The 14038-nt window shown below is 51.1% G+C and carries 12 protein-coding genes; 1 reads left to right on the forward strand and 11 read right to left on the reverse strand.

The window, feature by feature from the left end; genetic code table 11:
- Positions 1-102 precede the first annotated feature (102 nt).
- On the forward strand, positions 103-915 hold the full coding sequence (locus FED52_RS10565; protein WP_138859850.1) for a Cof-type HAD-IIB family hydrolase: 813 nt from the start codon (positions 103-105) through the stop codon (positions 913-915).
- A gap of 45 nt (positions 916-960) precedes the next feature.
- Here FED52_RS10565 and FED52_RS10570 read toward each other — a convergent pair whose 3' ends face one another.
- The 11 genes from FED52_RS10570 to FED52_RS10620 form a co-directional block, all read right to left on the reverse strand.
- Positions 961-1632 carry a 5'-methylthioadenosine/S-adenosylhomocysteine nucleosidase family protein gene (locus FED52_RS10570; protein ID WP_138859851.1) on the reverse strand — a complete coding sequence of 224 codons (672 nt, stop codon included), beginning with the start codon at positions 1630-1632 and terminating at the stop codon, positions 961-963.
- Between the two features lie 73 nt (positions 1633-1705).
- Positions 1706-2554, reverse strand: coding sequence for a YitT family protein (locus tag FED52_RS10575; RefSeq protein WP_034776620.1), 849 nt, complete (start codon positions 2552-2554; stop codon positions 1706-1708).
- 145 nt (positions 2555-2699) lie between these two features.
- Positions 2700-4997 (reverse strand): glycoside hydrolase family 65 protein, encoded by a 2298-nt coding sequence (locus FED52_RS10580; protein ID WP_138859852.1) that lies wholly within the window; start codon positions 4995-4997, stop codon positions 2700-2702.
- 210 nt (positions 4998-5207) lie between these two features.
- Positions 5208-5615: a general stress protein gene (locus FED52_RS10585; RefSeq protein WP_138859853.1), complete on the reverse strand. Its 408-nt coding sequence runs from the start codon at positions 5613-5615 to the stop codon at positions 5208-5210.
- Positions 5612-6421, reverse strand: a complete 810-nt coding sequence (locus FED52_RS10590; RefSeq protein WP_138859854.1) for a YsnF/AvaK domain-containing protein — start codon at positions 6419-6421, stop codon at positions 5612-5614. The genes FED52_RS10585 and FED52_RS10590 overlap by 4 nt, the downstream gene beginning before the upstream one ends.
- A gap of 88 nt (positions 6422-6509) precedes the next feature.
- Complete coding sequence (locus FED52_RS10595; RefSeq protein ID WP_138859855.1) at positions 6510-7457, reverse strand: YsnF/AvaK domain-containing protein; 948 nt, start codon at positions 7455-7457, stop codon at positions 6510-6512.
- Between the two features lie 234 nt (positions 7458-7691).
- The gene (locus FED52_RS10600) at positions 7692-8735 is read right to left on the reverse strand and encodes a LacI family DNA-binding transcriptional regulator (RefSeq protein ID WP_021066665.1); all 1044 of its coding nucleotides are present in this window, start codon (positions 8733-8735) and stop codon (positions 7692-7694) included.
- A 51-nt stretch (positions 8736-8786) separates the two neighbouring features.
- Positions 8787-10298 carry an alpha-amylase family glycosyl hydrolase gene (locus FED52_RS10605; protein WP_138859856.1) on the reverse strand — a complete coding sequence of 504 codons (1512 nt, stop codon included), beginning with the start codon at positions 10296-10298 and terminating at the stop codon, positions 8787-8789.
- 23 nt (positions 10299-10321) lie between these two features.
- Positions 10322-11155, reverse strand: coding sequence for a sugar ABC transporter permease (locus tag FED52_RS10610; protein ID WP_034776607.1), 834 nt, complete (start codon positions 11153-11155; stop codon positions 10322-10324).
- A 1-nt stretch (position 11156) separates the two neighbouring features.
- The gene (locus FED52_RS10615; protein WP_052090084.1) at positions 11157-12509 is read right to left on the reverse strand and encodes a carbohydrate ABC transporter permease; all 1353 of its coding nucleotides are present in this window, start codon (positions 12507-12509) and stop codon (positions 11157-11159) included.
- 105 nt (positions 12510-12614) lie between these two features.
- Entirely contained in the window at positions 12615-13880 is a 1266-nt protein-coding gene (locus FED52_RS10620) for an extracellular solute-binding protein (RefSeq protein WP_138859857.1), read from the reverse strand.
- Positions 13881-14038 lie beyond the last annotated feature (158 nt).

Here is a 14038-nt window from a genome sequence, read left to right on the forward strand (position 1 = left end):
TTACCGTAAAATGTGCGACCTCGATTGTATATTCTTTCCGTCGAAACGGGAAATATGGTACGGTTTGAGAAATAAGCATCTCGTAGAAAAGAGGAACCCTTTATGTCACGTTATTTAATCGCAGTCGATTTAGATGGAACGTTGTTGCGCGACGACAAGACGATCAGTGAGCGCAACGTACGCGCGCTTCAAGCGGCCCGTGAGGCCGGTCATGAAGTCATGATCGCGACCGGACGCCCACAACGCCATTCGATCATGTATTACGAAGAGCTCGGCTTGACGACACCGCTCATCAACTTTAACGGAGCGCTCGTCCATCACCCGAAAGATCCGTCATACAAAGTGACGCACCGGCCGATCCCGCTCAAGACGGCGCACGAGATCATCGAAGAAGTCTCGGACACGAAAGCGCACAACATCGTCGTCGAAGTGACCGACCACGTCTACTTCCATAAAGACCCGCAAGAGTTTTATAGCCCGTATGCCGAGCGCGCGCTCAGCGTCACGTCAGGCAACTTGCTCAAGCATTTGCAGGACGAGCCGACCTCGCTCCTCATCCACGCGACGAAAGAGCACGTCGACAACGTCCGCGCTCGTTTGAATAAAGTCCACGCCGAGGCCGTCTTGAACCGCCAATGGCGCATGCCGGAGCACATGATTGAGGTCATGAGCCAGAACACGTCGAAAGCGCTCGGGTTGCGCGAAGTTTCGAAACATCTCGGCATCAACCGCAAAAACATCATCGCGTTCGGCGACGAGGAAAACGACCTCGAGATGCTCGACTACGTCGGCACCGGCGTCGCGATGGGCAACGCCATCAGCCAGTTGAAAGCCGTCGCGGATGAAGTGACCGCGTCGAACATGGAAGACGGCATCGCCATCTACCTCGAAGAACAGCTTGGCATCAAAGCATAATCCACACACCGACTGTTCCTGCAGTCGGTGTGTTTTGCGATTTGCCTACAGAAAGCGCATCAAATAGTCGTCAAAAATCTTGGTCATGACTTTTGGGGTATTGGCTAGGTACACATTGATTTGTTCCGCGTTCGATTCGACTGGATTCGCATCGCGCTCATCCGTCGGGAAGTCAGAGATGCCTTTAATGATGATGCACTCGACGTCATTTTTCTTACAGATATAGGCGATGGCACCTGCTTCCGTGTCCGCGATGGTGACGCCATGCTCTTTGAGTTCTAAATAATCGTTCCACATCACGACCGCTCGATCGGCCGTCGCGATGGTACCGGTCAAAAAATCGTTCCCGTAGTTCGCTAGTTCAATTTCGACGATGAACGATTGCTTGATCAGCGGTTCCACTTCTTTCACCGTGCAATCATATTGAACGGCGCGATGAGGGACGAGGATATCCAACGGGTTGAACGTATCGTCGATTCCGGCACACGTTCCAGCCACAATTACTTTTGCTAAGTTGAACCGAGACATCATATATTGATTGGCGCCCACCCCGTTCGCTTTCCGCACACCGGTGCTGTAGAATACGAGTTCGACGTCATCAACCGTCCTCATGAAGTACTCGCCATACGGGTAGCTGAACCGCTCATCCGCTTTGACGTCATAATGCTCCAATGTCGCTTCGTATTCCCACTTCGTCGCAATACTGACTCCAATCATCACACGTCCACCCCATCTCTTTTTATTCCTATCTATAGAATAACCCCCGCTGAGCGTTCAGCGGGGGTTCATTTCAGCGTCGGAACGCACCTTCGACATTTTCAGTCGGAACCATGTTGATGAAGACGCTTGGATCGGCGTCTTTACAGATTCGCGTGATCTCACGCACTTCGTGGCGCTGGGCGACCATCATGAGCGTTGCTTTCTCGACTTTCGAATACGTACCGATTGCCGGCATGAGCGTAATGCCGCGGAAGACGTGCTGATGCAGTTCTTTCGTCACTTCGTCCGGATGACTCGTGACGATGAAGAGCGTCTGCCGCTGCGTGTTCGTATAGATCTCGTCGATGACTTTCGACGTGACGTATAAGAAGACGATCGTATAAAGCGCGGTCGGCCACCCGAACAACGCACCGGCCCAAAGCGCGATCATCATGTTCATGAGGAACAGATAGACGCCGACCGAATTGTTCGTGAACTTCGCCAAGATGAGGGCGACGATATCAAATCCACCGGTCGAGGCACCGAAGCGAATCGTGATTCCCGAACCGATGGCGAGCAAAACCCCGCCGAACACAGCGTTCAAAAGCGGGTCGTCCGAAATGATTGACGACTGCGGAAGCACGCGAATAAACACGGTAACTGCCGCAACACTGATCAACGTATGAATCATCATGTTCTTGCCGAGCATGAAGTAGCTGACGATCAAGAGCGGCACGTTCAAGACGAAGAACCAAATCCCTTCTCCGAGCTCAAACGGTGTCCCCGCAAACAGTTTCGTAAAGATTTGGGCGAGCCCTGTAAATCCGGTCGAGTATACCCCCGCCGGGATTAAGAATAATGTCATAGATAATGCAACGAACACTCCCCCGATAATCGAAACGATCCCGATGCGTGCGTGTTCTTTAACGGCTTCCGTCAAGTTCTGTCTCCCCTTTCAAAAATGGCTAAGAATCAAGATAACATAGTTTTCTAGTGCTGCCTACCATAAAAATAATGGGATGTGTTCGTGCTTCTAATAAAAAAACAAGCCGGCCGGGGCCGACTTGTTGAGCTGATGCGTTTGGTCACGCTTTCACTGTCTCGATGGTCACCGCATCGTTTGCCGGGACCGTGACGACGTTTCCGTAGACACGGATCGATACGTCCGTACCGCCCGTCTGTTTGATCGTCACTTGTTCACGCGTCGACGTGACCGTCAAGTGATGACCGCGCCAGAGCATGTTGAACGAGTACCCGTTCCAGCCCTTAGGAATCATCGGGCTGAACGTGAGCTCCGACTCGAGGGCGCGCATGCCTGCGAAACCGTGAACGATCGACATCCATGAACCGACCATTGATGTGATGTGAAGCCCGTCTTCTGTATCGTTGTTATAGTTATCGAGATCGAGTCGTGCCGAACGTTGGTACAACTCGACCGCCTTGTCTTCGTAACCGACTTCGGCCGCAATGATTGAGTAGACGCAAGGCGACAAGCTCGACTCGTGAACCGTACGCGGCTCATAAAAATCGAAGTTAGCACGCTTCTGTTCGACCGTGAAGCGGTCGCTGAACGTATAGAGCCCTTGGAGCACGTCCGCTTGTTTGATGAAGTTCGAGCGGAGGATGCGGTCCCACGACCAGTTTTGGTTGAGCGGCAAGTGTTTCGGATCAAGGTCTTTCACCAAAATCTGTTCTTTATCCATGAAGCCGTCCTGTTGCATGAACACGTCTGGGACGAGGTCATCTTTCGGATAGTACATCTTCGTTTGGATATCGTTCCACTTCGCGAGTTCTTCGTCTGAAAGACCGAGCGTCGCGACAAGTTCTTCAAGGCGCGCCGGCTCTGCTTCTTTCAAATAGTTGTACACTTCTTGCGTGTACTCGAGCGTCCAAGCGGCAATCAAGTTCGTGTACCAGTTGTTGTTGACGTTGTTGTCGTATTCGTTCGGACCTGTGACGCCTAGGATCATATACACGTCTTTGTGCGGGACAAAGTTGACGCGGCTCGCCCAGTAACGCGAGATCTCGACCAATACTTCAAGTCCGTATTGACCTAGGTATGACTTGTCGCCCGTGAAGTTCGTATAGTTGAAGATGGCGTGGGCGATCGCACCGTTCCGGTGAATCTCTTCATGCGTGATTTCCCACTCGTTGTGGCACTCTTCCCCGTTCATCGTCACCATCGGATAGAGGGCGCCTTCCATGCCGACGTTCTTGACCGAGTTCTCTTTTGCTTGCGGCAATTGATTGTGACGATATTTGAGCAAGTTCCATGAGACTTCCGGTTTCGTCGTTGCCAAGTAGAAGTGGAGGCAATATGCTTCCGTATCCCAGTATGTGGCACCGCCGTATTTCTCACCGGTGAACCCTTTCGGTCCGATGTTGAGGCGCGAGTCTTCGCCCGTGTACGTCTGATACATGTTGAAGATGTTGAAGCGGATGCCTTGTTGCGCTTCAGCGTCCCCATCGATGCGGACGTCGGCATCTTCCCAACGAGCGAGCCATGCTTCTGTCTGCTCGGCGAGAAGCGTTTCAAAGCCTTTCTCAAACGCCATCTCAACGCGTTGCATTCCCGTCGACTGCAATTCCTCGACTTCGTAGTCACGGTTCGTGACGACCGAGACGTATTTGTACGCTGTCGCCGTCTCGCCAGCTGCCGCCGTGACTGTGAATTTGTTGGCGACGTAAAGATCAGTCGCTTCGAGCACTTCACAACGGGCTCCTTCGACGTCTGCGATCATCGAGGCCGTGATGTGCCAATCGAGCTTCTTCGTTTTCGTTGTCACGAATCCGAAACGTTCTTCAACACCATGCTCGACCGGTAACCAGAACTTCTCATCATAGTTCGAATCCTCATTGACGACATCGCCGTCCAAGTAAGGTGTGAATTCAACTTTCGCTTCGTAGTTCACCGGAGTGACGTTGTAACGGATTGCCAAAATCTCTTTATCGACGATTGAGAAGAAACGGACGACTTCGACGTTCGTCTCTTCCGTTCCGTTCACGAGCGTGAACGTCCGTGTGAGGACGCCGCGTTGCATATCGAGCTCACGCGTGAAGTCTTTCACTTCCCACTTCGCCAAATCAACCGGTGTCCCGTTGATGGCGACACGAAGACCGACGACGTTCGTCGCGTTCAATACTTTTGCGAAGTACTCCGGATATCCATTTTTCCACCAACCGACACGCGTCTTATCTGGATAATAGACGCCGGCCACATAGAAGCCTTGGTGTGTATCGTTTGAATAATCTTCTTCAAAGTTACCGCGCATCCCCATATGACCGTTACCGAGCGAGGTAATCGATTCTGCGAGGCGGTTTTCTTTCGGATGCAAGTTCTCTTCCGTTACTTTCCATTCATCGACTGCAAACAATCGTTTCATCTGTCTGCCACTCCTTTTTCTCTACAAGGCTACTCGTCATTAGACAATCGAATCATGCAACCACTTGTCTATGAAAGCGCTATATTTCAATCTCACCTCTCATTTTACACGACTCACACAAGAATGCAATCGTTTGCATAAATTTTTTTCTTACTTTTTGGAGCAAACAAAAAACCTACTACCTTTTCAAGAAGGCAGTAGGTGCTCTAGTCACTTGTCTTGGTCGCGTCCAAACGCGGCGTTCGCTTCGTGACCCTCGAATGCCGGGTTGTTCCCGTCATTGAATCCCGTATCCGGTTCGTCGAGGATGAGGGCGTACCCTCCGTTTAAAATGTCTCCGTAAGCCTGGTTGACGTCGTCGTCAGCGAGACCGAGGTCCAGCAAGGCCCGCTTCACTTCCTCCTCGCCTTCCGCGACGCCAGTGAATTTCTGCATCCAGTTCGCGCTCGCTTCTTCCACTTTCGCATCGGTATTCCGTTTGACGAGCGAGACATCGTCCTGATCTTTCGCGACGACGAACACATCACTTTCATCGTAACCTTCTTCGGTCAGTTGATCGATTTTGGCGACGAGTGCCGCCTCCTCTGGATACGTATCTACAAAACGACGTTTACTCATTGTGTCTCATCCTTTCGCGTTGTATGGTCTTCGACCATGACATCGGCTTGTCCGACTTCGGTCACTTCGATTTCTTCTTTGCGGAGCGTTTCCGTCATCGTCTTGACGTCTTCGGTCACTTGTTTTCGAACGATGATTTCTTCGACGACGACAGGACGCTTCACGATGAAAGCCCGTTCTTCGATGACTTGGATCCGTAAGTGGTCCCCTTCGTCGATCGTGCGGATACCGGGTTGATCGAAGTCATAATCTTCGACCACATCTTCTGATCCGGTCGTCCGCTCCACATGGACCTGTTCCCTCCGAACGGGCACTTCAATCTCTTGTTCGGTCTCCGATACGTGACGATTGATGACGACTTCTCCTGCTTGGACCGCTTGCTTCTCGATCGTCAACCGTTCCTCGTGTAAGGCGAGCGTCTGTTCCTCCGTCTTCGGCGCGGGTTCGGTCTTCGAACTCGTCGCATTAAACTGTTGTTCACTCCGGTCCGCGTCGACATAGAGGAAGAGTCTACCTTGTTCAACTTCTTTCGCAAAGCGGTCTTGTTGCTCTGACGTCAAGCGCATGCTTTTGAGCCAGCGTTCGATTGGCCGCTCACTCGACGTGACGAGCGAGGCGACCGTTCCCGGTTCATCGGTGACGAGAACATAGAGGTTCGAGTGACGGCGGACAGCGTCCGCCACATCGGCCCGCTTGACAAGGACGTACATGTCTTCTTCTTCATACCCTTCTCGTTTTAAATCGACCGTTCGATTAAGCAACTCTTCGGGATGATCAAATACTTCTGAGATGATTGCATGTTTCATGGCGTTCGTTCCTCCTCTAGTCAATTGGCGAAAAAAAGGATGGTCCCTCAGAGAGAGCCATCCTTGTCGAGGTGCTTAGTCAATCAGATTAGAAGCGGTCGCGCTCATCACGACGTGTATGGTCGCGGTCATGATCACGATGGCGAAGGTCGTCTTCCCCTTCGACGTGCGCCTCTTCTTTACGTAACGTCTCACGTACCGTTTCTGTATCTTTCACTTTCTCTTTGCCGACGACGATTTCTTCGGCGACGACATCTTTCTTCGTCACATCGACGCGTTCTTCCGTGACCGGCACGCGAATCTCATCGCGGTCCGTTGTCGCATCGAATGAATGTCCTGTCGCTTCACGGTCCCCATCGACGCGACGGCGTTCGACGTAGACTTCGTCGCGCTCGACTTCGACATCGACACGTTCTTCGTGTTCGACGACATCTTTCTCGACGCGAACCTCTCCTGTTTGAACACGCTCTTTGTTCACTTGGAGACGCTCTTCATGCAATTCGAGCTTTTGCTCATCCGTCAAATCCGCGCGGTTACGAATGTCTTCATCCATATCGTTGAATCGTTCCGATGGAATACCAGTGCTTGAAGCTCCTGTCATCCCGACGTCACGTGCGGTCATGTTGCCTGCTTCGTTGCCTTCTGAACCGTAGCCGGCTGATGTGCGGCCACCTTCGAACGTCGAGTTACGACCGTCATCTAAGATGCCGTCGTTCGAGTCCAACAAGAGGACGAATCCACCGTTCTCGATGTCTTGACGGTGACGTGCTGTCTCTTCTTCTGAGAAACCGAGTTTATCGAACGTATGTCGAACTTCGTCTTCTCCGTCCGCGACTCCAAAGAAGCGATCAAGCCATGACGCTTTCGTTTCTTTTACTTCTGCATCCGTTTCGCCGCGAACCATCGAAAGGTTCGATTTATCTTTCACAACGACGTACAAATCGTCTTCGCGATGCCCCTCGGCACGAAGTTGATCAATTTTTGCCACGAGCTCTGACTCCTGATAGTAAGTGCCTACATAACGTTTGTTATCCATGATTGTATCTCCCTTTCACATTCTGTATTTTTTGGTTATTGGCTAGGCGGATTCGTAATGATCTGCCATTCGGCCGGTAATGTAGATATTCCCTTGCAACTCCGTTTCATGCATTTCTTTCATGATTGTAATCTGTTTGTAACGTCATGACTTTTGACCGATTGCTTTCGCTTCTACTATATGCATTGAGATTTTTCACAAAAAAACCTTCCGCATGATACGGAAGGTTTGCACTCATTCAACGATTTCAGTCTTCTTTTTCTGACCGCACGACTGGCGGACGACCAAATAGTGCGGCACGATGACGCGTTTCCCGTAAGGTGGCGCGCTATCGCCGATCTGTTCAATCAAACAGTTCGTCGCCTCGAAACCAAGGCCGAAAATGTTGATTTCGACCGATGTGAGCGGCGGGTTCGAGTGTTCCGCGATGTAGACGTTGTTGAAACTGACGACGGCGACATCCTCAGGTATCTTAAGGCCCATCTCACTGAGCGTGCTGATGACACCGAGCGCCATCATATCGTCACTGACGACGACGGCTGTCGGTGGTTCCTCTAGTTGGAGCAACTCGCGCACGGCTTTGGCGCCGCCTTTCGTCATGAACTCGGCCCGGGCGATATAGTCTTCGCGAACCGGGATCCCTGCTTCCATGAGCGCCGTCGCATACCCGTTGCGCCGGTCTTGCGTGACCGCCAGTTTATCCGAGCCTCCGATGAAGGCGATGCAGCGATGGCCAAGATTGTAAAGATGTTTCGTCACTTCTCGTCCGGCCAAATAGTTGTCCGTGTCGACGTACGTGATTGACGAGGCATCCCCAAACGGCTTCCCGACGACGACGAACGGGAATTTCGTCTGACGTAAGTATTGAACGACCTTGTCGTCTTCTCGTGAATACAAGACGATGACTCCGTCAACGCGACGTCCTTGCACCATCTCGATGACCCCGGACAATACTTCTTCTTCGGTCACACCCGTTGTCATATAGAGCGAGTAGCCATTTTGATGCGCTTTCGTACTAATCCCGCGTAACACTTCCGGGAAAAATGGATTTTGCAGCGTCTTCGTCGCCGCGCTCGGCATGACGAGACCAATCGACTGCGTCGAGCGGTTGGCAAGGCTTCGGGCGTGAATGTTCGGATGGTACCCGAGTTCTTCCATCGAACTGCGTACACGCTCTTTTGTTTTTTGACTGATACGCGGACTGTTGGCGATGACGCGAGACACGGTCGACGGTGCGACATTGGCGTGTTTGGCGACATCTTTAATCGTGATTTGCATGATGCTCCCCTTTGCTTCCGTTAGTTCAAAGTTCCCTATCACAGGGTATCCTCAGCTCGCGCTCTTGCGACGCTTCCACATGACCAATCCAGTCAAGAAAATCGGGATGGCGACCACGAGTAGACCGATCGTCCACATGTTCACTTCCGATTCTTCGACGATGTAGGCGTTCGCACTTTCTCCTGCGAGTTTGATGGTGAACGTGCCACGGCTGTCCGTGACAAGTTGTGAGAACAAGAGACCACGAAGCCGTGTATCTTCTCCGACCTCGCTTACCTCGAATTCAATCTCTCTGTCCTCGGCGTTCATATTGATGGCGTACAGCGCGACATCTTCGCCGTCACGACGTTCAAACACGGCCATGCCGTCTTTCGAAGCGATCATCCGTTGTTCACCGGTCGCAAACACCGGGTATTCGGCGCGCATCCGGTTCATCGTCGCAACGTATTCATGGAGCTCTTCATTTCCAGGGAAATCGGTCATGACCCGGTTCGCGGGATCAGCCCCGCCCTTTTGTGCGTTCTCCGTTCCTTGGAAGACGATTGGCATCCCCGGTGACGCGTAAAGGGCGAACAATCCGAGGCGGAGCCTGCGTTCGGCCGACTCGGCACCACCTAGTTCCGCGACGTGCATGAAACGTTCGACGTCATGGTTATCGAGGAAGGTCGCCATTTGGTTCGGATCATTAAAGAACGTCTCGGCGTAACTTGCGGCCACGTCGATTTCGTCGACGTTCGCCGTCTTTTGTGTCATCGTCTTCGAGACGCGGTCATAAAACGTGAAATTGGTGATGCTGTTGAAGCCTAAGTCATCATACTCGGCGACATACTGCGGGTCCGGATCGAACACTTCGGCCAAGAGATAAAAATCTGGATCGACTTCACGGACCGCTTTGACGAAATCTTCCCAAAACGGCTTATCGACGTGGCGCACCGTATCGAGACGATAGCCGTCGATCCCGGTCTCTTCGATCCAATACGTGGCCGCCTCGAGCAAGTAGTCTTTCACTTCCGGGTCTTCGGTTTTAAAATCCGGCAAGTCGAACAACCAGTGCGTCTCGACTTGTTCTTGATCGTTCCACAGCACAATCGGTAGCTCGTCATGGAACCAGTCTGGTTTTTCTTCGACCCACGGATGGTTCGGCCCGACGTGGTTGACGACAAAGTCGAGGATGACTTTCATATCCCGCTTATGCGCCTCATCGACGAGTTCCTGCAAATCTTCTTTCGTCCCGAATTGGGGATCGATGTCATAAAAATCTTTAATCCAATAGCCATGGTAACCGTCCGGCATGTTTTCAAACACCGGCGTCAACCAGATGGAGGTGAATCCGAGCGACTCGATGTAATCAAGTTTTTCAATCACGCCTCGGATATCGCCCCCATGAAAGGCTTTCGGGTCATTCTGATCGACCTGGTCATTGTTGTCCGGATTCCCGTCAACGAACCGATCGACCATGATAAAGTACATGCGTTCCTGTTCCCACGATGCTGCTTCTTTCGCTCCGACGACTGTTGGAAACAAAAGAAGCGACAGAAGAACGAGCACGACGCCTCGCCTCATATCGCTTCCCCCTTAAGTGAGTATTATCCTTTCGTACCACCGGCAGTGAGACCCGAGACGAAGTAGCGTTGGAACATGAAGAACAAGAGAACGATTGGGAGGGCCGAAAGGACGGCGCCTGCCGCGAACAACGTGAAGTTGTTGTCGAACTGTCGAGAAATCATATTGTAAAGACCAACCGCGAGCGTCTGTTTCTCTGGTGTCCGAAGGACGAGCGATGCCAAGATGAAGTCGTTGAACGGGCCCATGAAGTTGAAGAGGGCGATCGTTGCGACGATTGGCTTCGCGAGCGGCAAAATGATTTGCCAGAAGATACGAAGGTGACCGGCACCATCCATCCGAGCGGCTTCATCGAGCTCTTTCGGAATCGTATCGAAATAACCTTTTGCCAAGTACGTATTCATCGGAATCGCGCCACCGGCATACAGCAGAATGAGCGCTGTGTGCGTGTCGAGAAGACCGAGCATGTTGAGCAATACGTAGATGGCGATGATGGCGACGAATTGCGGCACCATTTGCAAGACGAGGAACAAGACGAGCGAGTTCTTCCGTCCGACGAAACGATAGCGCGAGAACACATAACCAGTGATCGTCACCAAGATGACAGCGAGCGCCATCGTAATGAAAGCGATTTTCAACGTGTTCACATACCATAAACTATAATCCGAAATCGTTAGATCGAACAAGTTTTTATAGTGAATGAACGTCGGATTTTCTGGAATGATTTTTGACGTGATGGTACGACCCGGGTTGAATGACGTCCCTACCACCCAAAGCATTGGATAGAGAATGATGATCGACGCAAGCGTCAAGATGACATAAGAGAACGCCAAATTGATTCGTTTTTGTTTTTTCATATCAAATCATATCCTCGTCTTTGAAAGATTTTGTCCGACGGAACTGGATGACGGCAAGTGTCATGATGAAGAATGACAAAATGAGCGTGATCGCAGCCGCAAGTCCGTATTGCGGGTTGGCTCCGAGAGACAATTTGTAAATCCATGAAATCAAGATATCGGTACCACCGGCAGTTTGTCCCGGTACAGCCGGTCCACCGCCGTTAAAGAGATAGATGATGTTGAAGTTGTTGAAGTTGAACGTGAACTGCGTGATGAGAATCGGTGCTGTTGCGAACAAGAGCATCGGTAACGTAATCAAGCGGAACTTGTCAAAGATGGTCGCACCGTCAATCGTTGCCGCTTCATATAAGTCGCCAGGGATCGATTGCAATACCCCAGTCATGAGCGTCATGATGAACGGGAAGCCGAGCCACCATTGAATCAAGATGAGCGCGCTGCGTGTCGCCGTCGGATCGGTCATCCAGTTGATCGGATCAAGTCCGAACGCTGGAAGGATCGTCGTGTTGAACACACCGAACGATTCGTTGAACATCGAACGGAAAATCAAGATTGTGATGAACGCTGGAACGGCCCATGACAAAATCAAAATCGAGCGGAACAAGCGACGGAAGCGAAGACCTTCTTGGTTCAAGAGGACCGCGAGGAAAATCCCGATCGCGATGACACCGACCGTCGAAGCGACCGTCCAGACGAGTGTCCAGCCGAGAACGCCGACGAATGTGTCGCGCCAAATGTCGATTTCAAAAATTCGTGTGAAGTTCTCAAACCCGATCCACTCGACAAGTTTTGCCGGTGGTGCGTTGTTGTAACGATAGTTCGTGAACGCGATCAAGAATGTGAAAATGAGTGGTAATACGACTGTGAAGACGAGCAAGATGAGCGACGGGATCAACATCAAGTATGGGAATCCATGGTCGCGCAAGTTGCGGAGTTGCACTTGGAACGTTGGGACGTTTAGGTGCTGATCACGAATGCGACCGACTCGGTAGGCGTCACGAATGTTCCAGATGTAGAACGCGATTCCGAAGAAAAGTAAGATTAATGCGACAATCCCTTCTACCATCAAGAAGATGGAGTGGTCGTTACGAGGTCCTGCCACTTCGCCAAGCGTGATCAATCCCCAAAGGCCACCACGGTCGCCAGGTCCTGCGCCCGCTCCTTTGAAAAAGAGATCGTAGTTTACTGCAAAATAAGACATGATGACGATAAAGAAAGCGATCGCTTTCGCTTTTTGATTGTTATAGAATTGACCGGCTCCCGGAATGATCGAAAGTAATGCGGCGTTCCGAGCATGATTGGTCGGTTTTTCCGGACGTTGTTCCGGCGTTTTAGGGTTCGCGATTGAAGCCATCCTCAATTTCTCCTTTCAATTTGAGCAAATCAATCGAGCAAGCGTTTGCTCAATTCTAGAAAATGAGGGGGAACGCCAGTCGGCGTACCCCATCATTTCATATCCTTATTGGTTGTTTGCTTGGATTTGTTGCTCGATGACTTTAACAGCATCGTCAGCTGATTTTTGTGCATCTTGCTTGCCAGTTGCTACGAGCTGAAGTGCTTGTGCCATTGGCTCCCAAACTTGTCCCATTTCAGGAATGTTAGGCATTGGGATTGCGTTCGTCGCTTGATCGAATACCGCTTTCGCAACTTCGTTCGACGTGATTGTCTCGTTCGACTCGAGTGCTGCTACTGGTGGGATCTCGTTGTAAGCTTCAAACATCTTCAATGCGTTCTCTTCGTTCGTAAGTTCTGCGAGGAACATTTCAGCCCACTCTTGGTTTTCTGTGTAAGCAGAAAGTGCGTATGTCTTCACGCCCATGAACGTCTTGATTGGCTCACCGTTTGGAAGTGTCGGCAATGCAGACGCTCCAAGGTTGACGCCGGCATCTTCGTAACCATCTACGGCCCATGGTCCGTTCATGACTGTGTGTGCTTTCTTCTCAGTGAAGAGTTGGTCCATCGCTTGGCCACCAGACTCGCCGATCAACCCTTTAGGGAAGAGGCCTTCTTGGTACCATTTGCCGATGTAGTCGAAGCCTTCAACTGCGCCTTCGTTGTTCAAACCGACGTCGGTTGGGTCGAGCGCGCCGCCGTCTTCTTTGAAGACGTAACCGCCGAAGCCAGCCACTACACCGTGAGCGAAGTAGAAGTTATCCCAAAGACCGAGGAAGCCGTACTCGCCTTTGTCTTTAAGATCTGTAGACAACTTGTACAAGTCGTCCATTGAAGTAGGAGCTTCTGATACCAAATCCTTGTTGTACATGAGGACTGGTGTTTCAACTGATTTCGGATAGCCGTAAGCTTGTCCGTCGAACATAACAGCCGATTTCGAAGCGTCTGTGAACGCTTCAAGTGCGCCTTCATCCGTAATTGGAGCCAAGTGACCTTGATCAGCGATCGTTCCGATTTGGTCGTGTGGTACGAGAACGATATCAGGACCTTTACCAGCTGGGCCATCAAGCGCCAACTTGTCTTTTTGATCCGTCATTTGAACTTCAACGACTTCAACTGCGACGCCGTGTTCTTCTTCAAACGCCTTCGCAACTTCTTTCGTCGTTTCCGACTTTTCAATATCTTCCCAAATTACGATTTTTTCTGGCTTGTTCTCGCTAGAAGAACCGCCTTCGTTAGTAGAACCATTGTCCGTACCGCCACCACATGCAGCAAGTGCACCGAAAGCGAATACTGCCGTTGAAAGTCCTGCTACCATTTTTTTCATCTTCATGATGAAAAACCTCCCCAAGGAAATAGTATGGTCAGATTTGCGCAATCGCACTGACCTACTGATTTTAATCGACTCCGCTACAGAATCAGTAGGTTAGTGAAAACGTTTGCATCCTCACCTCAATTTTTATTATACAGTTGTGTAAGCGTTTTACAAGT

It is taken from the genome of Exiguobacterium mexicanum (assembly GCF_005960665.1).
GTDB lineage: Bacteria > Bacillota > Bacilli > Exiguobacteriales > Exiguobacteriaceae > Exiguobacterium > Exiguobacterium mexicanum_A.